The organism is Pseudoalteromonas sp. SCSIO_11900, assembly GCF_000576475.1.
In the GTDB taxonomy this organism is placed as follows: Bacteria; Pseudomonadota; Gammaproteobacteria; order Enterobacterales; family Alteromonadaceae; genus Pseudoalteromonas; species Pseudoalteromonas tetraodonis.
On record NZ_KK070023.1, the window covers coordinates 1,096,663 to 1,122,186 of the forward strand.

A 25,524-nucleotide genomic window follows, 5' to 3' on the forward strand; every position below is an offset into this window, starting at 1 on the left:
AGCTCTCTCATTGACCCTTTACGATTTCCATATGAAGAATTAACAGAGGTTTATACTCAACGCTGGGAAATTGAGCTGGCGTTTAGAGAAATAAAGCAGGGATTGAATCATAGCAAACACACGTTACGTAGTAAGAAACCAGACATGGTACGTCAAGAGCTATGGGGGTTATTACTCGCTTACAATTTAATACGTATCGTCATGCTTGATGCAACTAAAGATGAGGATATTTTGCCTACACAGCTAAGCTTTAGCCAATCTATGCGACAGGTTATCGCTTTCTTTATGTTTACGCCAATACATAGTGCAAGTAAGTTGCCTATTCATTACGATGAGTTACTGACAACACTTAGATTGTTTATCTTACCCGATAGGTTACCAGATAGGCATTATCCAAGGGTGATAAGAAAGAAGCCGAATAAGTACCCCTATAAAAGAAAATGCCAGTCAGTTCTTAACTGACTGGCATTACGCTTTGGCGGGTTTTTATTGTTCAAATAAAATATTAGATAGATAATGCTTAATTCGCTGCATGATTGTATTAACTTTCGTTAAATGTCGTCATTGATATGGTTAATAAAGCAAAAAATCCTCTCTATATGCATTAAAATCCTCGGCAATATTATCATTATTATAAGCAGGATTTTATGACTACATTAAACAACCAGAACCTTCTGCAACTTCGTTTTATTAACCAAGCAAATATTGATTTGGTTAAGCCTTCTTTTGATAACCTACCTGCAAATCCGTATGCAGATGGTGAATTTCGTAAGCGTCGTTACTCGGTAATTAAATTTCAAAATGGTGAGCTAAAACTTCAAGCTGCCAAAGCGTTTGTTCAAGACGATTCTATTAATACCTTTCAGGGTAATGTTGAGCGTACTTATGAAAACTTAGAGCAGAGCTTACTTGAGTCTCAAGGTATGAAAAGCATTGTAAGTGAGTTTTGTGAGCTTACCGGCATTGATGAAGACCGTGATATTGAAATACATCAATTTAGAATGCTTGCCATTGATAGCGATACGCCTGCAGCCCCAGAAGGTGTGCATCAAGATGGGTTTGAGCATGTTTGTGTATGTGGTGTTTCACACGAAAACCTTGAGGGCGGCGAACTGCTAGTATACGAAAACAAGCAAGCTGAACCGTGTTTTAAAATGGAAATTAAAGACGGTATGTTTGCACTAATTAATGACCGTCAGGTATGGCATAACGCCACGCCAATGAACAAAATTGATGCTAACAAACCAGGTTACCTGGATTGCTTTGTACTAACTGCTTAAGAGAAATAAAATGAATTTAATGCAATTGCGCGCGCAATTTCCTGCTTTAATGCAAACCGTTGATGGTAAGTCACCAATATTTTTAGATGGCCCAGGCGGCTCTCAAGTGCCGCAGTCTGTATTAAATGCAATGACTGCTTATTTAGGGTACTACAACTCAAACTTAGGCGGTGCGTTTTTTTCAAGTGATAAAACGGTTGAGCTGATGGCGAATGCGCGTCAAGCCGCGGCTGATTTGTTAAATGCGCCCAGTGCACAAAATATTGTGTTTGGCCCTAACATGACTAGCCTGACCTTTAGCTTTAGCCGTGCTATTTCACGCGATTGGCAAGCCGGTGATGAGATTATTGTGACCAATGCTGATCATTTTTCAAATGTGTCGTCATGGCAGCAAGCCGCAGAAGATAAAGGCGTTAAGGTTCAAACCGCTTTAATTAACGAGGCTGATTGCAGCTTAGATATGGCGCATTTTGAAAGCCTATTAAACAGTAATACTAAATTAGTTGCCGTTACGTATGCCTCAAACACCACGGGATCTATTAACGACATTAAACGTATTATAGAGCTTGCTCATAATGTGGATGCGTTGGTGTATGTTGATGCGGTGCATTATGCGCCACATGAACTGATTGATGTACAAGCGTTAGGTTGCGACTTTTTAGCTTGTTCTGCATATAAGTTTTTTGGCCCGCACTTAGGCATGGTTTATGGTAAAACTGAGCACTTAGAAGGGTTTACACCTTATAAAGTAGAGCCAGCAAAAGATGTTGCACCAGGTCGTTGGGAAACCGGCACGCAAAGTTTTGAGGCACTTGCAGGCTTTATTGCGGCGGTTGATTACATAGCGGCGATTAGCAAACTTGATGACAGTCACTCACGCCGAGAAAAATTACGTGTTGCGTTTGCTAAAACAAAACAACATGAAATGGCATTGAGTGAATACTTTTTAACGCGTTTAGTTAATTACCCGCGTATCAAGCTATTTGGCATTGATGATCTTGAGCGCTTAAATGAGCGTACGCCAACGTTTGCTTTAACCTTTGAAGGGCTAGATCCGCGTGAGGTGTCTGAGTTTTTAGGTAAACAGCATATTTGTGTGTGGGATGGTAATTTTTATGCACAAGGCTTATGCAAGCAGTTAGGCGTACTTGATAAAGGCGGCGTAGTGCGTATTGGCTGTATGCATTACAACACAACAGCTGAGCTAGATAAGTTATTTGATTTATTTGATGATTTACTAGGTTAAAGCCTTACCCATTCAGCACTTTAAAAGCCATAAGTAAAAAACTTGTGGCTTTTTTATTGTCTGATTACTTAGCTTTTTGGCGTTCCATAAATTTGCTCTGCTCGATTAAACAAAACCCATGAGGTTAAAATATACTTATCGTTTGATACTGGCTTATTGCCTCTATGTGTATGCGTAAAGTAGCCTGGGGCAACCACCATACTGCCCTTTTTAGGGGCTATTTTACGATTTTGATAATAAAACTCGGTTTCTCCGCCTTCTTCAACATCATTTAAATAAAACATAAATAACAACACTCGATGCAGTGCTTCATTATGCTGTAGCTGCGGATACACCTCACTGTGCCAATACGGATAACCGCCTTTATTTACTTCGTATTTTTGCGCTTGAATATTACCGAGTCTAAAAATTTGCTGCACCAATAAGGGGAGTTGTGGTTTACCTACCTCGTCATAGTTGGCGTGAGTTAAATCAACCGGTTGTCCTGTTTTTGGGTGGTATACCTTTAAACCAAATGCCCCAATCATCATAAAAATATGTTCTTCAATGTAGTTGAAAACATACTGTGCAGTGGTTTGTTGAATATGTTTTAATTGTTCTGCGTATTCAGGATGATTGTTTAGGTATAAGTCGTGGCTATCTTTTTTATTAAGATCAACACCGCCCGATGTCATCCCTTGTTTAATATGCGGGCTTTGAGAAAAGGTAGTGATAAAGTTATCGCAAAATTCATTACTGAGCGCGTTGTCATACACGCGGATAAAGTCCGTCATGAGTTACCTGTTTAATTATTATTGGATTATTATGTTTACTGAAAAAGTGATACCGCGTTTTAGCGAAACGGATGCACTCGGACACATCAACAATACCGTACTCCCCGTATGGTTTGAAGCGGCCCGAGTACCTATTTTTAAATTTTTTACGCCAGATCTAAATCCACACAACTGGAAGTTAATCATTGCTAAAGTTGAAGTGTCGTTTGTTGGCGAACTATTTTATGCCCATGAGGTGACAATTAACACTAGCATAGAGCAAATTGGCAATAGTTCATTTGTGATCCGCCAAGAAGCATGGCAGCAAGATAAGTGTTGCGCCATTGGTAAAACGGTGATGGTACGTTATGACTTTGCTAGCAAAACAAAGCAACCACTTTCGACTGATGAAAAAGCCGCATTAACACAGCACCTTGTAGCAGTTAGTTAATCGCAGCTTAACTATGACAAGCTGGATGTTTAGTTAAATATTGCCCCAAGGCAATGACTTGTTTTTCTGAAAAGCGCAGCCCAAGCTTTGTTCGTCGCCAAAGTATATCTGCGCTGGTTCTTGCCCATTCATGGTTTACTAAGTAATCAACTTCTTGCGCATACAGACCATGACCAAAGTGATAACCTAAATCACCGATTGATTGGCTGTTCCCCAGTAATTGATAACTAAGCGTGCCATAGCTGCGAACCATACGTTTTAATGTGTCGATTGCCAGCCAAGGGTAGCTACTTTCTAACTGAGCGGTAAGGTATGTTTGGTTACTAAAGTCGCCGCCTGGTAAAGGGGCATCTTTGGTCCAAGAGCCACTCATCTTTGGGTAAAAAGGCGCTAACTTATTAACGGCGTTTTCTGCAAGCTTTCGATAGATAGTAATTTTACCACCAAACACACTTAATAAAGCGGCATGATCGGTGTCGTTGTTTAATATCAGCTTGTAATCGCGGGTGACGGCTTGAGCATCTGTTGATTTGTCATCTAATAGTGGCCGCACCCCACTAAAGCTGTGCACAATATCGGCCGCGCTTATTGCGTTGTTAAAGTAATGGTTAGTGATACTGATGAGGTACTGTATTTCTTGCTCACTAATTTTTACATCAGTAATATCGCCGGTGTACTCTTCATCTGTGGTGCCAATCAGTGAGTAATCTTGCTCATAAGGAATGACAAATACAATGCGATTATCTTTATTTTGTAAAATATAGGCAGCTGGCTCATTGTGGAGTCGGGGCACTACAATATGACTGCCTTTCACAAGGCGAATAGTGTGCGGTGTGGGCTGGGTAAATACATCTTCAAATAATGACGCGACCCATGGGCCTGCGGCATTTACAACACTTTTTGCCTTTATATTTAGGTGCTGCTTGCTGGCTTGTTGCTGTAAAATCACATCCCAATAATCTGCGTTACGCGTTGCTTTAATGCAGCGGGTGCGTGTTACAATGGTGGCGCCTAAATTATGAGCAGCTTGGGCGTTTAAAATCACTAAACGCGCGTCATCAACCCAGCCATCGGCGTATTCAAAGCCATGGGTTATACTGTTGTTAAGGATACTATTGCTGTCAAATTTAATCGTTTTTGAGGCAGGTAAGGTGTCACGTTTCGCTAGGTGATCGTAAATAAATAACCCCACACGAATTATCCAAGAAGGACGTAAGTGTGCTTGGTGCGGTAGCCTAAAAGAAAGCGGCCACATAATATGCGGCGCTTTTTTTAATAGCACTTCACGCTCACGTAATGCCTCTCTTACCAATCTAAATTGATAATTCTCTAAATAGCGCAGCCCGCCATGAATAAGCTTACTGCTATTAGAGGAAGTAGCTGAGGCTAAATCGTTTTGTTCACACAATAATACTTTTAAACCGCGACCACTGGCATCGGCTGCTATTCCGGCGCCATTAATACCGCCGCCAATAATGAGTAAGTCATATTCGTTGTCGTGTGCGCTCATAGATTTTACTCACTCTCGCCGTCAGTGCTATTAGAAAGTCTTACTTGTGCAATGCAATGTAGCCACTTTGCGTATAAATCGTTGCGCTCTTCACTGCTCATGGTCGGTTCAAAACGACGATCGCTGTTCCACATGCTGGCAAGCTGCGCAGTTGATTCATAAAGCCCAGTTTGCAAACCGGCTAAGTAAGCAACCCCTAACGAAGTGGTTTCGGTTAGAGTAGGGCGCTCAACGCTTGCGCCTAAAATATTGGCTAAAAACGCCATTGCCCAATTATTATTTGCCATGCCGCCATCAACTCTTAGAATACTAGGGCGGAGTCCGTCACCTTCCATGGCTTTTTGTAGATCTTTGGTTTGATAACCCACCGACTGCAAGGCAGCTGCAACAATAGTGCTAATGCCAGAGTCTCGGGTTAGGCCCAAAATTGCGCCTCGGGCATTTGCATCCCAATAGGGCGCACCTAAGCCTGTAAACGAGGGAACCAAGAATACCCCATGATCCAAGGGAACATCTTTGACGAGGGCTTCACTTTCTCCCGCGTTTTCTAATAACTTTAAGCCTTCTACTATCCACTGCATGGTGGCACCAGCCATAAAAATACTCCCTTCAATCGCATAGGTGGGTTTGCCGTTGAGCCGATACGCAAGAGTGGTTAATAAACGATTATTTGATTTTAGTGCTTTATCACCTGTGTTAAGCATTAAAAAGCAGCCTGTTCCGTAAGTACTTTTTGCCATACCTTCTTCAAAACAAGCTTGACCAATTAAGGCGGCTTGTTGATCGCCTGCTATACCGCAAATTGGAATTTCACCACCAAATAGCTCGCTTGCAGTCACCCCAAAGTCAGCCGCTGAGTCCATTACCTCAGGTAGCATCGACGCTGGAATATTAAATAAAGCCAGTAACTCTTCATCCCAGCATTGCTGATGAATGTTAAACAGTAATGTACGAGAGGCATTGGTAGCATCGGTTTTGTGAGCTTTACCGTTAGTGAGTTGCCATAGCAAGTAGGTATCTATCGTACCAAATGCTAGTTCACCTGCGTGTGCTTGCTCTTTAGCGCCTTTGACGTTATCTAAAATCCAACGAATTTTGGTTGCAGAAAAGTAAGGATCGAGCACTAAACCGGTTTTATCATTCACCATTTGTGTATGCCCAGCATGACGTAAATTATCGCAATAATCACTGGTACGTCGGTCTTGCCACACAATCGCATTGTAGATAGGTTGCCCGGTTTTTTTATTCCACACTAAGGTGGTTTCTCGTTGGTTAGCAATGCCAATAGCAATAATGTCGGCGGCAGTGACTTGTTGCTGCGATAATACGTTTTTAACGCTGCTTAATACGGTTTGCCAAATATCTACAGGGTCATGTTCAACCCAACCATTTTTCACAAAGTGTTGAGGGAAGGTTTGTTGAGCCGTGTCAAAAACCTCGGCATCTTTAGTGTATAAAATAGCTCGAGAGCTTGTCGTTCCTTGGTCAATCGAGAGTATGTATTTAGACATAAAAAATAGTGTTGTTTAATTTAGATAAAGACAGCTTGTCTTTAAGCTAAACGAATAGCAATGCTTTTGCACCATAATGGTTAAAATTATAGATGAGCGAAAGGTAGGGGAGAGAGGTGAACACTCAATTCTGGCGCCTACAATTTAATAGGCGCCAAATAACAACAATTAATTAGCATCCGTTAATTGTTGATGTAGCCAATCTTTTAATACCATTCGGTCGTGTTTTAACTGCTGCATGGCTTCGTCATCTATGGGTGAGTCTTGTAGCTCAAGTACTCGAATTTCTTTATCGATTTCATTATATTGCTTTGCTTTGGTTGCAAAGTTTTCATCGTTTGCATTAAGTTTTGCAATAGTTTGCGTGTAATCAGGAAAATCTTTGGTTAATGAATGGTCTTCGCCTAACATAGGTTACTCCTTAAATGGCTGTTGCATAATGCACGTCACGTTATATAAAAATGATCAGTGACTTGGGGTGACCCCATACAACAGAGCTTGGGCTGATCTAAAATAAATCAACCGTTATTGGTTGTTAGTGTGTCTATTTATGTTTGTTGGGCTGCAAAACGCTGACACCTGCAAAGGCTTCAGTTAGAATATGCCTGCGACAGGCCCTAATTACTTTGAGTACTTTATTGCATGCTTTTAATGATCGATAACTACGACTCGTTCACCTATAACTTGGTACAGTATTTTCAGCGCTTAGATCAAGACGTGTTGGTAAAACGTAACGACCAAATAACGCTGAGTGAGATCAAACAGTTAAACCCAGATCATATTGTGATTTCTCCAGGGCCTAAAAACCCGACTGAAGCGGGAGTGTCGTTATCTGTGGTAGAGCAGTTTAAAGGAGTTTATCCTATATTAGGTATTTGTTTGGGGCACCAAACCATTGCTCAAGTGCTAGGTGGTAAAGTAGTGCGAGCTAAACAGGTTATGCATGGAAAAACATCGCCTATTTATCATCAGCATCAAGGTATGTTTAAAGGTTTACCTAACCCGCTGACAGTGTGCCGCTACCATTCTTTAATTGTTGAAGCACACTCATTGCCTAAAGAACTAGAAGTCACAGCGTGGACTCAAAGCAACACTGGGCAGCGTGATGAAATTATGGGATTATTACATAACGAGCTCGCGCTCGAAGGCGTGCAATTTCATCCTGAAGCAATTTTGACAGAGCAAGGCTTAGCTTTACTTGATAACTTTTTAACACGCTTCTAGGCTTATACCTGCAAGCTATTTACTTTTTCCCCTAAGATAGAGCTTATGACTGACACATTGCAGCAACAGCGTATTGTTAACGTGCTACATCAACGAGCGCATGATTTGCTACTGGGTCATAGTTTTGCCAACCAGCAAATAGGCTTTATTCATACCTTAGATCTCAATGATGGTAAACCGGTTAAAAATCGTACCTTATTAGAAGTTGAAGTGGCCGCTCAGCAAAAGCGTCAACAAAAAAGTACTTCACATCAAAAGTTACAGGCAAAAACCAGTCAAAAATTACATACGGTTATTGAAACCGTGATTGCTAAACGTCTTGAAGACATCGATTTTGTGATTAAAGACACCATTGGCATAGAAGATAACGTGTGCGCCATACTTGATATACTGGCTACTCGCGCCGCCTCGGTTGGCCGTTTAGAGCCGCTAGTTAACGATTTAAACTGGCTTGGACGAGAGCTGGTTACCTTAGTTAATTTACCTTTTTATCGTAAGCAACGCAGTAAAGGCACCTCAGTCAAAGTAGATACCCCAGCGTTGGCATTACGTTATTTGGGCTTAGATAACCTGCAACTTGTAGTGCCTACTTTTGCAGTACGCCATTGGATGCCACATAGCACAGAACCCTTCACGTTATTAAAGCGCAGGTTAAAAGACAACACCATGTCGTGTGCAATTGCAGCGCAAACGCTTGCCCAGCTTAACGGGGTAAACCCAATGCATGCGTTTACATTGGGCATGTTACTTAATGTAGGGCAAATTGCTTTAGTGCGCTTATACCTAAAAGTGTTTGATCAGGTATGGCAGCGCAAAGTACTGCGTGCTCGTGAAGAAGGTGATAAAAACTTACACACCGCGCTATTAGAGCTAAAACCAGATCCGTTATTTTTAACAACACTGCTACACGAAAAATCACTGCTTGTTAGCGCTAAGGTGATTGAGAGCATGTCATTTAAATATTTGCCGTTTGACAGTGTTATGCAGCAGTTAGTGAATGGAGTAGCAAAGGGCGATAGTTTATTTCCATTAGCGCAAGTAATTTTAAAAGCGCGTTGTTACTCTCAATACTTAAATTTAAAAGAGCACCAGCTTATTGAAGACGATGAATTACAAAGCTGGTTTAGCTATTATCAGTTCACTAAAAAAGAGTTAGATACCTTACAAACGGGTAATTTTACTAATTTGGTACTCCAAATCGATTAAATCTGTTAATTTTTTTGCGACTATTCATTCACTTTAATTCTACTTCTTCATGTGCTGTTGGTTTATAAGCGCCATGCCTTTTTCGTTGTAGAGGCGCTTACTAAGGTAAGCATGCGTTATTTTTAGCTGCCAAATAGTTATTCACTATCTATGAAATAATATCTTAAGCCCTTTATTTTAAAGGGGTACATGAAAGTTTTTGAAGAGACATAACTCCAAATTTCTGAAATAATGAGCGCCTGAAAATTGAACCACAACGTAGTTTCAGGCAAATATAATCGTATTAATTTTGCCCACCTATTTGGTTATTAACAATAATCACACCCCTATTCTACTGCTTTGTGATGCACACAATTAAGAGGAAATAAAATGACAGTCAATCGCGAATTATTTGATCACGTAATGGTTCCTAACTACGCACCTTCAAGCGTAATTCCAGTTCGAGGCGAAGGCTCTCGTGTATGGGATCAACAAGGACGAGAGTTTATCGACTTTGCTGGTGGTATTGCCGTTAACTGTCTTGGCCATTGCCATCCTGCATTAGTGGGCGCATTAAAAGAGCAGGGCGAAAAAATTTGGCATTTATCTAATGTAATGACCAATGAGCCAGCGCTTCGCTTAGCTAAGAAAATGGTTGATGCGACTTTTGCAGAAAAAGTTTACTTTGCAAACTCAGGCGCAGAAGCAAACGAAGCGGCACTTAAATTAGCGCGTCGTTTTGCGCTTGATAAATTTGGCGCGGAAAAGTCGCAAATTATCGCCTTTAATAAAGGTTTCCATGGTCGTACCTTCTTCACGGTTACTGTAGGCGGTCAAGCGGCTTACTCTGACGGTTTTGGTCCTAAGCCAGGCGACATTGTTCATTGTGACTACAATGACCTTGCCGCATTTGAAGCGTTGATTAGCGATAACACCTGTGCGGTAATGATGGAGCCAATTCAAGGCGAAGGCGGTATCATTTCGCCAACTGACGAATTTGCTCAAGGCGTTCGTGATTTATGTACTAAGCACAATGCATTGCTAATTTTTGATGAAGTGCAATCAGGTGTTGGCCGTACAGGTGAGCTATATGCATACCAAGGTTTAAACGTAGTGCCTGATATTTTAACTTCAGCAAAAGCTCTCGGTGGCGGTTTCCCAATTGGCGCTATGCTAACAACCACTGAAATTGCACAGCACCTCAAAGTAGGTACTCATGGTTCTACTTACGGCGGTAACCCATTAGCGTGTGCAGTTGCAGAAGCCGCATTTGATACTGTAAATAACCCAGAAGTTTTAGCGGGCGTTAAAGCAAAGTCGGCGTTATTTACTGAGCTATTAAATGCCATTAACGATAAGTACAACGTATTTAGTGAAATTCGTGGCCAAGGTTTATTAATTGGTGCTGTGGTAAACGAGCAATACAAAGGCCGTGCAAAAGAGTTTTTAGTTGCCGGTACTGAGCATGGCTTAATGTCATTGGTTGCTGGTGCTGATGTGGTTCGTTTCACTCCTTCTTTAGTCATACCTGAAGCGGATATTCGCGAAGGTATGGCACGCTTTGAAAAAGCAGTAGCCCACGTTGTAAATGCGTAATTGCTAATTCAACTGCTTTAGGGGCAAACGTAGTTTGCCTTGCAGTTCCTATTTACCGTTATATAAGGGAGTAAGCGGATTCATGATGATCCTTCGCCCAATCCAAAAAAGTGATTATGCAGCTTTAGTAACCATCGCCGACGAGTCGGGACATGGCTTTACTTCTTTGCCTAATAATGAAGAGTTATTACAAAAGAAGATAGCGCATTCAGTTAACTCATTTACAAAAACAACATCACAACCAGGTGATGAGGGTTACTTATTTGTTCTTGAAGATACTGAAACTGGTGAAGTAGTCGGTACTTCAGGTATTGAAGCCGCAGTTGGCTTAGATGACGCATTTTATCATTATCATTTGAGTAAAGTGATTCACTCTTCGCGCACGCTAGATGTGTATAAAGCGGTAGATATTCTCACCCTTTGTAATGACTACACTGGGGCGACAGAGCTGTGCACACTGTTTTTAAAAGACGGCTATCGTAAAAATTGTAACGGTAAGCTGCTTTCAAAAGCGCGTTTTATGTTTATAAAACAGCATCAACAGCGCTTTGCACAAACCGTTATTGCAGAAATGCGCGGTGTATCTGACGAAAACGGTAGTAGCCCATTTTGGCAGTGGCTTGAAGAGCACTTTTTCTCTATGGACTTCCCAACGGCAGATTATCTGACGGGAATAGGGCAAAAAGTATTTATTGCTGAGCTTATGCCTAAATACCCAATTTACGTCAACTTATTGAGTAAAGACGCGCAAGCGGTTATAGGTCAAGTGCATGACAATACGCGCCCTGCAATTCAACTATTAAAAAGTGAAGGTTTTACTTTTAATGGTTACGTTGACATTTTTGATGCGGGTCCAACCGTTGAAGCAAAAGTAGATAACATTGCGACAATTCGCAATGCACAAAACTTTAGCGTTGAAATTGGCGAAATGACAGGCGATACCATGGTGTTGTTAGCCAATGACAAACTTGAAGACTTTAGAGCAACAGTAGCGCCAATGGCATTTGACGAGCGCTCAAACAGCCTGGTATTAACACAGCAACTTGCTGATGCATTACATTTGAAATCGGGCGATTTTGTTACTGCTACCCCAGTTTAATTTAGGAGAAAGTATATGACTCATCCTGCACAATTTATTAATGGTCAATGGTCACCAGGCCAAGGAACAGAATTTAACTCAGTTAACCCTGCAAATAACGATGTTATTTGGCAGGCATCAGCTGCAAGCGCTGAGCAAGTAGATAGCGCGGTAGCCTCTGCGCGTGAAGCATTTTATAGCTGGGCTGATAAAAGCTTTGCGCAGCGCTTAGAAATTGTAAAAACCTTTGCTGCAACGTTAAAAGAGCATAGCGAAGAGTTGGCTGTGGCAATAGCTCAAGAAACAGGTAAGCCACTTTGGGAAACGCGTACTGAAGCGGGTGCCATGGTCGGAAAAATTGCCATTGCTGAAAAAGCATTTTTAGAGCGTACCGGCGACGTTGAAAACGCGATGCCGCAAGGCCGTGCGATGATCCGCCATAAGCCACACGGTGTTGTTGCTGTATTTGGTCCTTATAACTTCCCTGGGCATTTACCAAATGGCCACATTGTACCTGCACTTTTAGCTGGTAATACCGTGGTATTTAAACCGTCTGAACTAACACCTATGGTGGCTGAGCTAACCCTTAAACTATGGGAAAAAGCCGGTTTACCAGCAGGGGTTATTAACCTTGTACAAGGTGAAGTTGAAACAGGTAAAGCATTGGCATCACACAAAGGCATTGATGGTTTATTCTTTACTGGGTCTTCTCGTACGGGTCATATTTTACATGAGCAGTTTGCAGGTCAACCAGGTAAGATTTTAGCGCTTGAAATGGGGGGTAATAATCCGCTGATCGTTAAAGATGCAGAAGATACGCTTGCTGTTGTGCACGATATTGTGCAATCTGCGTTTATCTCAAGTGGCCAACGCTGTACGTGTGCGCGTAAATTGTTTTTACCAACAGGTGCTAAAGGCGATGAAATTTTAGCTCGCCTAATTACAGCGACTAAAGCAATCAAAGTTGGTAACTATGACGATGCTGACCAACCATTTATGGGCTCTATGATTTCAACGGCCGCTGCCGCTGGAATGGTTAAAGCACAAGATGAGTTAAAGGCCATGGGTGGCGAAGTGCTAGTTGAACTTGAGCACACAGCAAACACTGGTTTTGTTACACCGGGTATCATTGAGTGTACAAATATCAATGACTTCCCAGATGAAGAGCATTTTGGTCCGCTTCTAAAAGTATTCCGTTTTGATGACTTTGACCAAGCAATTGATAAAGCAAACGACACGAGCTTTGGTTTATCAGCAGGCCTACTCAGTGATAACCAAGCCGATTACGATCATTTCTTACGTCGTATCCGTGCAGGTATTGTTAACTGGAACCGTCCAATTACCGGTGCATCAAGTGCAGCGCCGTTTGGCGGTATTGGTGCCTCAGGTAACCACAGAGCAAGCGCTTATTATGCCGCTGACTACTGTGCATACCCTGTTGCGTCTGTGGAGCTTGAAAAAGTAACCATGCCAGCAACATTAAGCCCAGGTTTAAAAATCGATTAATCGATTTTTAAACTAGTAATAAATCACTAAAAAAGCAGCTTCGGCTGCTTTTTTAGTACTGCAATCTCACAAAGCTAGCAATTATCAGTGCTTTCTGCTTAAATTAAGCAACCAGTATTTTCAAGGTAAGTAGACAATGGTTTTAAACAGGCAAGGGTACGATGACTTAATAATGTACCTAACTCAGAACTTAGCGTTGTTTGAAAAACCAGGTGAAATAAAGCCAGGTGCACCAACGGTTATTGAGTTAATCGAAGATGTAATTGCCGAAAATGTCATACGCATTTGTCAACAACACCCCGATCTATCTACAGAGCAGCGTAGTCAAATTGTACGCGAAGTTGATGGCATTGTTTACGACTTACAAGAAGTACTCAGCAGTGTGACTTCTCACACCGCCACAGTTGAACAGCATGCTTTTATTGATGAGTTTGCAGGGCTAGTCAAAAACTTATTTGATAACGCTATTAGTTAATATTTCCCCCTTTAAAACCACGCTTTATTCGCTATTTAATTTTAAATGCGTGCGAGTGTCTGCGTGTAATGAATATAAATTATTGAGATGAAACAATGCAAGCAAATGTAAAATGGGTTGAAGGTAATACTTACATCGGTCGCTCTAATAGCAATCATAATGTCGTGTTTGATGCGGGCAGTGACGGAGCAGCACCTAGCCCAATGGAAATGGTATTGATGTCGGTTGGTGGTTGTTCATCGGTTGATGTGGTGAGTATTTTAAAAAAAACTAAGCAAGAGTTCTCATCAGTAGATGTGCAGTTAACCGCTGAACGAGCAGAAACAGCCCCGCGCGTGTTCACCAAAATTAATTTACACTTTGTTGTAACCGGTAATAATGTATCTGAAAAGCACCTAGAAAGAGCGGTTTCGCTTTCGGCAGAAAAGTATTGTTCAGTTGCATTAATGCTTGATAAAACAGTAGAAATTACCCACAGCCATGAAGTTGTTCAAGAACAGGCAAAATAACGCTTTTTCCGTGAGTAAAATTCGTATAAAATCCGCGAACTTTTCATTCTGCAGGTGCAGATTTCACTAATTTATAGGTTGGTTTATATGAACAAACCCTTCGATAAACTTAAACTTCATGGCTTTAATAATTTAACTAAAAGCCTAAGCTTTAGTATTTACGATATTTGCTATGCAAAAACAGAGCAACAACGTAAAGAATATATAGAATATATCGATGAGCAGTATAGTGCAGATAGACTAACCGACATTTTAGGTGATGTGGTTGATATTATTGGTGCCAATATTTTAAATATTGCACGTCAAGATTACGAGCCACAAGGTGCCAGCGTAACTATCTTGGTTTCAGAAGAGCCAGTAGAAGAGCAGCAAAATTATGATGCTGACGAAGCACCAGGGCCGTTACCTGACTCAGTGGTTGCACACCTTGATAAAAGTCACATTTGTGTTCACACGTACCCTGAAGCACACCCTGATGATGGTATTTGTACTTTCCGTGCTGATATTGAAGTATCAACCTGTGGCATTATTTCGCCGCTTAAAGCGTTAAACTTCTTAATCCATAGCCTTGAGTCTGATGTGGTAACGATTGATTACCGTGTGCGTGGTTTTACCCGTGATGTAAACGGCGTTAAACATTACATTGACCATGCAATTAATTCGATTCAAAACTTCATGACAGAAGATACCAAAGAAGCGTACCAAATGATGGACGTGAACGTGTATCAAGAAAACCTGTTCCATACCAAAATGATGCTAAAAGAGACCGATTTAAATACGTATTTATTTGGTTTATCTACTGATGATTTGTCAGATGACGAAGAAGAAGAGATTCGCTCAAAACTAACGCGTGAAATGCAAGAAATATTCTATGGCCGTAACCTGCCAGATACAGAATAATAGCAACGAATTAAATAAAAATGGCGCTCATTGAGCGCCATTTTTATTTGTCTGAGAAAGCTCAAGTAAATGAGCAGGGCTTTTGTAAAAAATACTTGCTTAGCTAAGCATGCTGTACAGTAACGCACACACAGCTAATGAACCGACAGCCAGTACAAATAAGGTACTTAAACGGTTACGGTATTTTTGTAAGCTAGGCACTTTGTAAACTGCAATCATTGGCATAATGAATAAAATCATCGCAATGATTGGGCCTGATAACTGATCCATCATATCTAGTATGCTTGGGTTTTTAACCGCGCAGAACCAAATAGCGAAAAACATCAGTACCGCACCCACTTTGTCAGCCACTTTAGGGCTCATGCTTGAGTGTTTAGTCACTAACCCAGTAAAGCTTTCGCGTGCCCCTAAAAAGTGACCTAAAAACGACGACATAATCGCAATAAAAGCAACCAAAGGTCCCAGCGTTGCAATGAATGAGTTTTCTGTAATATTAGCCAAGTAAGATAAAACAGAGACGTTTGCCGCTTTTGCTTCAGCCATTTGCTCACCTGTAAGCGATAACACGCATGAGAACACAAATAACAAAACAAAGGTGATCAGTAATAAGCTAGTACGCTTTAAAATCGCTTCTGACTTAGAGGTTGCTAGGTCACCGTAATGGCTACGTTGTTTATTAACAAAGCTTGAAATAGCCGCTGCATGGCTAAACGAAAACACAATAATAGGAATCGATAACCAAAGTGTTTTGCTAAAGCTACCTAGCCCAGGCAAAGTCGTATCGGGCATTTGCCAGCTTGGGATTAAATACAAAGACAAAAAGAATAAAATACCTACTAACGGGTAAACTAAAATAGCAAAGGCGCGCAGCATTAAGCGCTCACCGCCCATCATTAAGCCAATCATTAGCGCAACTAAAATACCCGATAAAGCAACGCGTGACGGCGACTCCATCCCTAATTGATTGACCATAAAGCTGTCTACCGTATTGGTTAAGCCCACACCGTAAATAAGCAAAATAGGGAAAATCGATAAAAAGTATAACAAGGAGATCAGTCGACCCGCATTTACTCCAAAGTGCTCTTCTACTACATCGGTAAAGTCAGCCTCTTTATTTTTTGACGATAATACAAAACGCGCCAAACCACGGTGCGCCAAAAAGGTCATTGGAAAGGCTAAGCTTGCTAGAATAATCAGCGGCCAAAACCCGCCTATACCAATATTGATAGGTAAAAATAAAATGCCCGCGCCCACTGCGGTACCAAAAAGGCTTAAAGTCCACTGCGTATCATGCAGGTTCCATTTTGATTTTGACGTGTGTGTGTCTTGTGATGATGCATTTGAAAGCGTTGCACCTTGAGATGTTGTCATGTGTGTGTATCCATTATTTATAATAATAATTGCGCCGAAGAATATAGTTTTTAGGCACTCATTTCATGTGTTTTTATGTCTTGGATATAAATTTGTTGTAGCGTATTAGTTACTGACTGTCACGAATACGAAACAGCGTTTAAAAGCTGCGCAATTAGTGTAGGAATATGCCGCGAAATGCGTGAATAATGTTCACTTTTTTGAGTTAAGAGTGTGGGGAATATATTTATATGTATTTGTTAAAGTGCTAAGTGCTTGTTGGGTTTCGTTCCACTCAACCCAACCTACGGTGTTTAAATTGCCATTGAGCTACTCACGACTCTAAGCCCGTAGCTCGCAACTCTTAGCTTTTATTCTTCCACCGCACTCACTACAAAATACGGGTTCAAATATTTATCTTTGGTGTTATATAAAAGCGGGCTGCCATCAAGTTGAGTTACTTTTGCACCGGCTATTTCGGCGATGGCGTGGCCTGCTCCGGTATCCCATTCACAAGTTGGGCCTAAGCGCGGGTAAATGTCGGCGCTGCCTTCGGCGACTAAACACAGTTTGAGTGAGCTGCCTTTTGACACCATTTCAACCTCATCAAAGCGTTTTACAAATTCAGCTAAATCAGGGGAAGGGTGCGAGCGGCTGCCGACTACACGAATAAGGCCTTTGTTAGGTTTGGTAGTGACTTTAAGCTCGATGCGCTCATCGCCTTTATCTTTAAAAGCACCAATGGCTTCGGCGGCTAAATAAGATACACCCAGTGCAGGGGCATCAACCACGGCTAAAACCGGTTTGCCATTTTCGATTAGGGCAATATTGAGGGTAAACTCGCCGTTCTTTTTTATAAATTCTTTGGTGCCATCGATTGGGTCAACCAGCCAGTAGCTTTTCCATGTTTGGCGTACATCCCAACCAATATCGGCACTTTCTTCACTAAGCACAGGGATATCGGGGGTGAGCTTTTTTAGTCCTGCACTAATGATTTTATGAGCTGCTAAGTCGGCGTCGGTTACAGGGCTTTCATCGGCTTTGTACTCAACGTTAAAGTCTTTATTGTAAATACCCATAATCGCGCTGCCCGCTTTGCGGGCGAGAATAAGGGTTTCTTCTAGCAGTTCAGTTTGGTTCATTACATGGGCCTATAGTATATGCTGATGTTTTAGATACGTTATCAGTTGAGCTACCGATTGGTCTAGGGTGTTTTTACTGGTATCTAAAATTATTTCAGGATTAACCGGCGGCTGATAGGTTGAATCAATCCCGGTAAAGTGTTTAATTTCACCGGCGCGTGCTTTTTTGTATAAGCCTTTTGGGTCGCGGCTTTCGCACACCTCAAGAGGGGTGTCGATAAAAACTTCGATAAATTCACCTTCATCTACTAACTCACGAACCATGTCACGCTCAGCTTTAAAAGGAGATATAAACGCAGTAAGGACTAACAAACCAGCGTCAACCATTAGCTTGGCTGTTTCGCCTACGCGGCGGATATTTTCAACGCGATCGGCATCACTAAAGCCCAAATCTTTACATAAACCATGGCGAACATTGTCGCCATCAAGTAGGTACGTGTGCGCACCTTGCTGATTGAGTGCCGCTTCTAGTGCATTAGCAACGGTGCTTTTACCTGAGCCAGAAAAACCAGTAAACCATATAATAGCGCTCTTATGCTTTTTTTGTTTGCTGCGCTGTACTTTAGTGGTGGCGTAATTATGCCAAACAATATTGTTATCCATTTGCTGTGTCTCTTTATGCTATAAGCGCGGGCATTAAAACGGAAATACCAGCGGGATCAAAGTTAGTACGGTAATTGAATAAATAATAGAAAGGGGTAGCCCCATCATTACATAGTCTTTTAGTCGGTAGTTACCCGCGCTATAAACCATTAAGTTAGTTTGATAACCAAAAGGTGAAATAAAGCTGGCTGAGGCGCCAAATGCAACCGCCATAATAAACGGCAAAGGTTCTACGTTAAAACCAATAGCCAATGAGTAGGCAACCGGAAACGACAGTGCCGCTGCGGCGTTATTAGTGATCAATTCAGTAAATAACACCGTCATTAAAAAGATAGCGATAAACGCGCCATAAGGGCCAAAGTCGCCTAGCACTACAAACATGGCGTCTGATATTTGCCCAGCCAGGCCTGTGCCTATCATCAGCTTAGCTAAACCTATGGCACTACCTACTACGGCAAGTAACTCAATAGGAAAGCGGCGTTTTATTTCGCTCAGCTTAATCGTGCCACACAGCATTAGGCCAATAAGTAACACTAACAAGCCTTTAACCAGGGGCACGGCGCCTAAAATACTTAACCCCAGCACACCTGCAAAACTTAACAATACAATGTTTGATTGTTTTGCATCGAGGTGGTTTTGTAAATCAAGCCCTGAAATATACACAAATTCGCGTTTTAAGTTCGTGAGGCTATAAAAGCTTTTTCCTGGTGCGAGGATTAATGAATCACCCGCTTGTAATCGCACTTGGCCAAGCCCACCTCGTAAGCGATCATGCCCACGTCGAATAGCAATAACGGCCGCATGAAACTGCTCTCGAAAGCGGGCTTCTTTTACTGTTTTGCCAATTAACTTAGACGACTGGCTAACCACAACTTCAACGAGGTGTTCTATGTCTTTTTCGTGTTTGTCGTGCACCACTTTTAAGCCATCAAAGCGAGTAAGCAAAGGTACCGATTTTATGTCGCCCACAAACAACAGAACGTCGTCTTGTTGAATAATATGTTGGGGGGTCACGGCGCAAATGCGATTGCCATCGCGAATAATTTCAGCCAAAAACAAGTCTTTTAAATCACGTAAACCGTTTTCTTCTACGGTGCGGTTTATTAGTTTAGAGCCGGTTTGTACTTTCCCTTCTAAATAAAAAGGCACCACTTCTTGGCTATTTTTACCGTTGTCGGGCAGGCATTTTAGCATCACCAAAATAGTGATTAAGCCAACACTGAGTGCGCCTAAACCCACTAATGTAAAATCAAAAAAGCCTAATGGTGCCATCCCCGCATCTACTGCAAAGCCATTTACGATTAAGTTAGTAGAGGTACCGATGAGTGTAATAGTACCGCCTAAAATTGCGGTGTACGACAAGGGTAGCAACAGCTTTGAAGGGGAGTGGTTTGGGTTATCTTTTATAGCGGTAATTAAAGAAGCAACCACCGCAGTATTGTTAGTAAAGGAAGACAAAAATGCCGTAGACAGCCCTAATTTAGTTACTGACTTAACTAAACTACCATTGGATAACGATTTGGCTAAACGCTGAATAAGCGTGGTTTTTTCTATCGCTATCGACACTAAAATTAATAACACTAAAGTAATTAATGATGAGTTAGTGTAATTAACCAGCATGCTTTCTAAATCTATTAACCCAGTTAGATAGCTTGTGCCTATGGCACTTACAAATAACCATGCAGGATTAATACGGGTGCCAAAAAGGCACCCGACTAAAAGCAACATAATGCCTGTTAAAATGAGCTGTTCTACCATGCTTTAAATGTTCCTAACAGGCGTTCATTAACGTTATAGCTTTGAAATATCAAGCGCTTGCCAATGCGGGAAGTGCTTGCGTACGAGGGCGTTAAATTCAACTTCAAAGTCGCTGTATTGTCCTGCGTTTTCTTCACTTTGCAGTACCTGTTCTATCATTCCTGCTGCAACCGTTAAGTTTGATAAGCGATCAATAAGAATAAACGAACCGGTTTCATGATTATGATGGTACTGGTCGGCTAAAATAGTCTCGGTCAGCTCCAGTGTCACAATCGCAATTTCGTTTAACTGCAATGAATCTGCACTGCCATGCTCTAGCGTGTTTACATCAATAGTGTGATCAATTTTTGTGACCGTGGCCGAGGTGTTTTTGCTGCCAAGTTTAAGGTTGTAGCTTTTACCAAGCACCAATGGCGACTCGTGCATCCACACAATCTTAGCCTGTAATTGGTTGGTTACTTGAGCTTGCGAATTCGCAGGTACAATAACGTCTCCTCGGCTAATATCTATTTCAGTATTAAGAGTAACCGTAATTGCTTGGCCAGCTTGTGCAGTATCTAGGTTGCCATCAAAAGTAACAATTTCTTTAATATGTGATGTTTTACCTGATGGCAGTACCTTTACTTCATCACCTACACGTAATTTACCCGATGTAAGCGTGCCTTGAAAACCACGGAAGTTTAGATTAGGGCGTACCACGTATTGCACCGGAAGACGCGCTTCAAAACCGGTGTCGATTTCAGCGGCTGGTGAATCTTCTAACAGCTCAAGCAACGGCTTGTCAGTGTAATAAGGAGTGTGCGCAGAGCGAGTTACTACGTTATCGCCTTTAAGCGCCGACATAGGCACAAACTTAATATTTGATACGTTAAGTTGCTCGGCAAATTTTAAATAATCGGCTTTAATTTTTTCATAAACGGTTTCGTCAAAATCAACAATATCCATTTTGTTAACCGCAACCACAAACTGTTTAATGCCTAATGAGTCACAAATAAAGCTATGGCGCTTAGTTTGTACCTGCACGCCATAACGTGCATCCACTAAAATAATGGCAACATCACTGGTTGATGCACCCGTTACCATGTTACGGGTGTACTGCTCATGCCCTGGGGTGTCGGCAATAATAAACTTACGCTTAGCGGTTGAAAAGTAACGGTACGCTACGTCAATTGTTATGCCTTGCTCACGCTCAGCTTGTAGGCCATCTACTAACAGTGCTAAATCAAGATCTTCACCGGCGTTACCCACTTTTTCGTTATCTTTATGAAGCGCGGCTAGCTGATCTTCATAAATTTGGTGACTGTCGTGTAATAGGCGACCAATGAGGGTTGATTTACCGTCATCCACACTGCCACAAGTCAGCATACGCAATAAGCTTTTATCTTGTTGACGTGCTAGGTAAGCGTCTATACCAATTTCTTTTACTTCATTAAATGTATCGTTATTTAGGTTAGACATTAGAAATACCCCTCACGTTTTTTCTTCTCCATAGAGCCTGCTGAATCATGATCAATCACTCGACCTTCACGTTCAGATGACGATGAAAGCAGCATTTCTTCAATAATTTCGGTTAGATTGCTGGCCGTTGATTCAACGGCGCCAGTGAGTGGATAACAGCCTAAGGTTCGAAAGCGAACCGACTTCATTTGCGGTACTTCACCTTCATTAAGTGGCATGCGATCGTCATCAACCATAATTAAAGTACCATCGCGCTCTACTACAGGGCGCTCTTTAGCAAGGTAAAGTGGCACCATTTCGATATTTTCTTGATATATGTATTGCCAAATATCTAGTTCAGTCCAGTTAGACAGCGGGAATACACGAATGCTTTCTCCTGGGTTCACTTGGCTGTTATAGGTATTCCAAAGCTCAGGACGTTGGTTTTTAGGATCCCAGCGATGGTGTTTATCACGAAATGAATACACGCGCTCTTTAGCCCGTGATTTCTCTTCATCACGGCGTGCGCCACCAAATGCTGCATCAAAACCGTACTTGTTGAGCGCTTGCTTTAGCCCTTGAGTTTTCATGATATCTGTATGTTTACCCGAACCATGGGTGAATGGGCCTACACCCATTTCGATGCCTTCAGGGTTTTTGTGTACGATTAAATCAAAGCCATACTCTTTGGCTAAACGGTCGCGAAACTCAATCATTTCACGAAACTTCCAGTTGGTGTCTACGTGTAATAACGGAAACGGAATTTTTGCAGGGTAAAATGCTTTACGAGCTAAGTGCAAAAGTACCGATGAGTCTTTACCGATTGAGTAAAGCATAACTGGGTTCTCAAACTCAGCGGCGACTTCGCGCATGATTTTGATACTTTCAGCTTCAAGTTGCTGAAGGTGAGTTAAAGCCATTGTTGGTCGTCCTACTAAAATGATTAAATTAAAATCTGTTAAATTACGCCACGTCTGTAAGCGGTTGAGCAAAGCTACTGATCTGCGCTTTTTCACCAAACCAGTGTAATTCTTGATGCAGCGAAGCTACTTCACCAATAATCAGTAACGCGGGTGAAATAATTTGATGCTGCTCAATGAGCTGCGCTAATTGGCCTAACTGTCCTGTGACAACACGTTGATTTTTGCGTGTACCGTTTTCAATTATGGCCACTGGTGTTGTTGCTGCTCGCCCATGTTTTAATAGCTCGGCTTGAATATGCGGCGATTTAATTACCCCCATATAAATAGCCAGTGTTTGGTTTTTTTGTGCAAGCGACTGCCAATTAAGCTCTTGGCCTTCTTTTTTACAGTGTCCGGTAACAAACTGAATAGCTTGGGCATGGTCGCGATGCGTTAAAGGAATACCTGCGTAGGCACTACATCCGGCGGCTGCCGTTATACCTGGCACTATTTGGTAATTTACGTTATTGGCTGCCAGTACTTGTACTTCTTCGCCACCACGGCCATAAATAAATGGGTCACCCCCTTTAATTCGGCACACTTTTTTACCTTGTTGTGCTAAATCAACCAACATCTTATTTGTATCTTCTTGAGCTACGCTGTGATTGCCTAAGCGCTTACCCACACAGATTAAATCGGCATCGCGACGCACTAATTCCATAATTTCATCGGATACCAAGTAATCATATACCACCACATCGGCTTGTTGCATTAGTTGCAGCGCTTTTAGGGTGAGTAGCTCCGGGTCGCCTGGGCCTGCACCGACTACGTATATTTCGCCTTCTGGTTCAACTTTGGCATCTAGCATTTGCTCTAGTTGTTGCTCAGCGCCATGGGTATCACCGGTTTGGACTTTGCTTACTACTGATGAATCAAACACGCCTTCCCAAAATTGGCGACGATCAGCAAAATGTTTAAAGCGTTGCTTTACTTTATGGCGAAAGCCACCGACCAAGTTAGCGAGTGGGCCGATATGCTGCGGGATTAGAGTTTCGAGCTTTTCACGTAAACGTCTTGCTAATACCGGTGCGGTACCTGCACTTGAAATCGCTATGGTAATTGGGTTGCGATCAACAATAGAGGGAAAAATAAAGGTACATTTAGGTTGATCATCCACCACGTTCACAAACACATTACGTGCATTGGCGAGTTCAAAAACCGTATTATTAACTTCATCATTGTCGGTGGCGGCAATAATCAAAATTTTGCCATCAAGATGTGACTCTTCAAAATAGGCATCTATTAAAGTAACTTCATTGTTGTGCGCATGTTCTTTTAATTCTTCGCAAAACCAAGGGGCAACTAGCGTTACATTGGCGCGTGCTTTTAAAAACGCACGGCATTTTCGCAAGGCAACCTCTCCACCGCCAACAACCAATACGGGTTTGTTGTCGAGTTTGGTAAAGATAGGTAAATATTGCACTGAATAACGCCCCTAAAAAATAATAAAGTGTTTAACTGAGAAGCAGAATATAGTGGCTATTGATAAGTAAAAAATAATTAAATCTTAGTTGTTATTCTTAAAAGTTATATCAATTATGTTTTTTAGGTCTAAATCGTATTTAGTAAGGGGTAGGGTGACGTTTAGTATAAAAACGCGCTTATAGTGTTTGGTTATGAACTATAGCAAGTTTAAGCTATGATGCTTATATAGTTTAAGGTCACACAATTTCATAGGCATAAAATGACAAACAATATTCAAAACGCCACGCTAGCCGTTAGCTTAATGGACTTAACCAGTTTAAACACTGATGATAGTCAAGCCAGTATTAACGCATTAGTAAACAGTATAAATCCTAAGCTAGGCACGCCTGCTGCGCTTTGTGTGTTTAGTGAATTTGTTGATGACGCTAAAATAGCACTTGCTAATCGCTTATTGAGCCATGTAAAGGTGGCCACCGTAACTAACTTTCCCTCTGGTGATGCGCCACTCAATGAAGTGCTTAATGAAACGCTAATAGCTTTAGAGCGGGGGGCCGATGAAATTGATCTAGTTATTCCTTATAAAGCACTTTTAAAAGGTGAAGTAGATACCGTGCTGGAATACGTGAGTGAGAGTAAAAAGGTATGCGGCAGCCGTGCTAAGCTCAAAGTGATCATTGAAACTGGCGAGCTAAAAACGGTAGCATTTATTACTCAAGCAACCGAACTTGCCATCCAAGGCGGGGCTGATTTTGTAAAAACCAGTACAGGAAAAGTCGCGGTGAATGCCACGCTTGAAGCAACTGAAATAATGCTTAAAACCATCAAAAAATCATCAAAGCGAGTAGGTTTTAAGGCTGCAGGTGGAATCAAAACAACAGTAGATGCAAATGCTTATTTGCACCTAGCAACCGAGATTATGGGGCATGATTATTTAGCACCAGATACATTTAGGTTTGGCGCCTCATCGCTGTTAAATGACGTTTATAAGGTGTTGAATGAAGCGCAGCAGTGATGCCGAAAAACAACAATTAGAGCACGATGCGGCCAAGTTGTTTTTGCGATGTTATGAACAACAAACGGGAATTTACATGCGCCATATTTGGCACAATGAACCGAATAGACCCGATGTAAGCTGTTATCAAGAAAATCAACAACTCGATATAGAGGTGGCGCATTTATATGCCAGTGAAACGGAAGCCATGGCCGTGTTAGGCCGGCCACTGTCGATACAAATGCAGCGTGATTTAGCCGACATGGCGCAACAACCAAGCGAACACCGGTTGCAATCAGCGTTGGAGCGCTTATTAAAACAAAAAGCGACTAAGCGTTATTATTCAAAGCGTACGTGGTTGTTAATTCGTAACGCTAGTACTATTTGGCATAAGAGCGACTTTGAAGCGGCAGTTAAAAAAGTATGTTTTCCAAATACCCATCAATTTGAACAAATATGGTTATTGTGTGATTTTTATCGCGGTGAGTTATTACGAGTGGATCATTAAAAAGTGATTTGACTAATACGTATTAAATATTTCTAAACGGATGAAAGCCACAGGATTAATTTGATTATCAGGCCTATAAACTTATTAACAGTGAAGATTTTATCAGATGACTATCTTTACTCTTG

Annotated in this window: 25 protein-coding genes; 14 read left to right on the forward strand and 11 right to left on the reverse strand. The window is 41.6% G+C overall.

Annotated features, from left to right (window positions below):
* The 3 genes from BG00_RS05110 to BG00_RS05120 all read left to right on the forward strand — a co-directional run.
* The coding region (locus tag BG00_RS05110; protein WP_036980966.1) for a transposase at nt 1–462 on the forward strand (462 nt) is incomplete at its 5' end.
* A gap of 185 nt (nt 463–647) precedes the next feature.
* Nucleotides 648–1,280, forward strand: coding sequence for a 2OG-Fe dioxygenase family protein (locus BG00_RS05115; RefSeq protein ID WP_036980968.1), 633 nt, complete (start codon nt 648–650; stop codon nt 1,278–1,280).
* A 10-nt stretch (nt 1,281–1,290) separates the two neighbouring features.
* Nucleotides 1,291–2,526 (forward strand): cysteine desulfurase-like protein, encoded by a 1,236-nt coding sequence (locus BG00_RS05120; RefSeq protein ID WP_036980970.1) that lies wholly within the window; start codon nt 1,291–1,293, stop codon nt 2,524–2,526.
* 68 nt (nt 2,527–2,594) lie between these two features.
* On the opposite strand, the gene BG00_RS05125 is transcribed toward BG00_RS05120, so the two are convergent.
* The gene (locus BG00_RS05125) at nt 2,595–3,299 is read right to left on the reverse strand and encodes a 2OG-Fe(II) oxygenase (RefSeq protein WP_036980972.1); all 705 of its coding nucleotides are present in this window, start codon (nt 3,297–3,299) and stop codon (nt 2,595–2,597) included.
* 31 nt (nt 3,300–3,330) lie between these two features.
* On the opposite strand from BG00_RS05125, the gene BG00_RS05130 reads away from it, so the two are divergent.
* Nucleotides 3,331–3,729: an acyl-CoA thioesterase gene (locus tag BG00_RS05130; protein WP_036983357.1), complete on the forward strand. Its 399-nt coding sequence runs from the start codon at nt 3,331–3,333 to the stop codon at nt 3,727–3,729.
* A gap of 7 nt (nt 3,730–3,736) precedes the next feature.
* Here the strand turns inward: BG00_RS05130 and glpD are convergent, their stop codons facing one another.
* The 3 genes from glpD to BG00_RS05145 form a co-directional block, all read right to left on the reverse strand.
* Nucleotides 3,737–5,239, reverse strand: a complete 1,503-nt coding sequence (glpD, locus tag BG00_RS05135) for a glycerol-3-phosphate dehydrogenase (protein WP_036980974.1) — start codon at nt 5,237–5,239, stop codon at nt 3,737–3,739.
* 5 nt (nt 5,240–5,244) lie between these two features.
* On the reverse strand, nt 5,245–6,750 hold the full coding sequence (gene glpK, locus BG00_RS05140; protein WP_036980976.1) for a glycerol kinase GlpK: 1,506 nt from the start codon (nt 6,748–6,750) through the stop codon (nt 5,245–5,247).
* A gap of 168 nt (nt 6,751–6,918) precedes the next feature.
* Nucleotides 6,919–7,161, reverse strand: a complete 243-nt coding sequence (locus BG00_RS05145; RefSeq protein WP_013463823.1) for an HP1242/YdcH family protein — start codon at nt 7,159–7,161, stop codon at nt 6,919–6,921.
* 231 nt (nt 7,162–7,392) lie between these two features.
* Between BG00_RS05145 and BG00_RS05150 the strand changes: the two genes are divergently transcribed.
* The 8 genes from BG00_RS05150 (at nt 7,393) to speD (ending at nt 15,223) form a co-directional block, all read left to right on the forward strand.
* Nucleotides 7,393–7,974 (forward strand): anthranilate synthase component II, encoded by a 582-nt coding sequence (locus tag BG00_RS05150; protein WP_036980977.1) that lies wholly within the window; start codon nt 7,393–7,395, stop codon nt 7,972–7,974.
* A gap of 45 nt (nt 7,975–8,019) precedes the next feature.
* A complete protein-coding gene (locus tag BG00_RS05155) occupies nt 8,020–9,180 on the forward strand; it encodes an HDOD domain-containing protein (RefSeq protein WP_036980979.1) in 1,161 nt (386 codons plus the stop codon).
* 369 nt (nt 9,181–9,549) lie between these two features.
* On the forward strand, nt 9,550–10,755 hold the full coding sequence (locus tag BG00_RS05160) for an aspartate aminotransferase family protein (RefSeq protein ID WP_013463826.1): 1,206 nt from the start codon (nt 9,550–9,552) through the stop codon (nt 10,753–10,755).
* Nucleotides 10,756–10,837: 82 nt separating this feature from the next.
* Nucleotides 10,838–11,854, forward strand: a complete 1,017-nt coding sequence (astA, locus tag BG00_RS05165; protein WP_036980981.1) for an arginine N-succinyltransferase — start codon at nt 10,838–10,840, stop codon at nt 11,852–11,854.
* 15 nt (nt 11,855–11,869) lie between these two features.
* Complete coding sequence (gene astD, locus BG00_RS05170; protein WP_024602227.1) at nt 11,870–13,339, forward strand: succinylglutamate-semialdehyde dehydrogenase; 1,470 nt, start codon at nt 11,870–11,872, stop codon at nt 13,337–13,339.
* A gap of 136 nt (nt 13,340–13,475) precedes the next feature.
* On the forward strand, nt 13,476–13,814 hold the full coding sequence (locus BG00_RS05175) for a DUF3802 family protein (RefSeq protein ID WP_036980984.1): 339 nt from the start codon (nt 13,476–13,478) through the stop codon (nt 13,812–13,814).
* A 95-nt stretch (nt 13,815–13,909) separates the two neighbouring features.
* Entirely contained in the window at nt 13,910–14,323 is a 414-nt protein-coding gene (locus tag BG00_RS05180) for an OsmC family protein (protein ID WP_036980986.1), read from the forward strand.
* Between the two features lie 87 nt (nt 14,324–14,410).
* Entirely contained in the window at nt 14,411–15,223 is an 813-nt protein-coding gene (gene speD / locus BG00_RS05185) for an adenosylmethionine decarboxylase (protein WP_036980988.1), read from the forward strand.
* A 99-nt stretch (nt 15,224–15,322) separates the two neighbouring features.
* Here the strand turns inward: speD and BG00_RS05190 are convergent, their stop codons facing one another.
* From BG00_RS05190 to cysG, 7 genes are all read right to left on the reverse strand, one after another.
* Nucleotides 15,323–16,594 carry an aromatic amino acid transport family protein gene (locus BG00_RS05190; protein WP_036980991.1) on the reverse strand — a complete coding sequence of 424 codons (1,272 nt, stop codon included), beginning with the start codon at nt 16,592–16,594 and terminating at the stop codon, nt 15,323–15,325.
* Between the two features lie 350 nt (nt 16,595–16,944).
* The gene (cysQ, locus tag BG00_RS05195) at nt 16,945–17,715 is read right to left on the reverse strand and encodes a 3'(2'),5'-bisphosphate nucleotidase CysQ (RefSeq protein WP_036980993.1); all 771 of its coding nucleotides are present in this window, start codon (nt 17,713–17,715) and stop codon (nt 16,945–16,947) included.
* Between the two features lie 9 nt (nt 17,716–17,724).
* Nucleotides 17,725–18,318, reverse strand: a complete 594-nt coding sequence (gene cysC, locus BG00_RS05200; RefSeq protein ID WP_036980995.1) for an adenylyl-sulfate kinase — start codon at nt 18,316–18,318, stop codon at nt 17,725–17,727.
* 33 nt (nt 18,319–18,351) lie between these two features.
* On the reverse strand, nt 18,352–20,076 hold the full coding sequence (locus tag BG00_RS05205) for an SLC13 family permease (RefSeq protein ID WP_036980997.1): 1,725 nt from the start codon (nt 20,074–20,076) through the stop codon (nt 18,352–18,354).
* A gap of 33 nt (nt 20,077–20,109) precedes the next feature.
* A complete protein-coding gene (gene cysN / locus BG00_RS05210; RefSeq protein ID WP_010392104.1) occupies nt 20,110–21,534 on the reverse strand; it encodes a sulfate adenylyltransferase subunit CysN in 1,425 nt (474 codons plus the stop codon).
* Entirely contained in the window at nt 21,534–22,433 is a 900-nt protein-coding gene (cysD, locus tag BG00_RS05215; protein ID WP_008108450.1) for a sulfate adenylyltransferase subunit CysD, read from the reverse strand. The genes cysN and cysD overlap by 1 nt, the downstream gene beginning before the upstream one ends.
* A gap of 43 nt (nt 22,434–22,476) precedes the next feature.
* On the reverse strand, nt 22,477–23,898 hold the full coding sequence (cysG, locus tag BG00_RS05220; protein ID WP_036981000.1) for a siroheme synthase CysG: 1,422 nt from the start codon (nt 23,896–23,898) through the stop codon (nt 22,477–22,479).
* 261 nt (nt 23,899–24,159) lie between these two features.
* Between cysG and deoC the strand changes: the two genes are divergently transcribed.
* Nucleotides 24,160–24,912: a deoxyribose-phosphate aldolase gene (gene deoC, locus BG00_RS05225; protein WP_036981003.1), complete on the forward strand. Its 753-nt coding sequence runs from the start codon at nt 24,160–24,162 to the stop codon at nt 24,910–24,912.
* Nucleotides 24,896–25,399 carry a hypothetical protein gene (locus BG00_RS05230; protein WP_036981006.1) on the forward strand — a complete coding sequence of 168 codons (504 nt, stop codon included), beginning with the start codon at nt 24,896–24,898 and terminating at the stop codon, nt 25,397–25,399. Before deoC ends, BG00_RS05230 begins: the two co-directional genes overlap by 17 nt.
* The last annotated feature ends 125 nt before the right edge of the window (nt 25,400–25,524 follow it).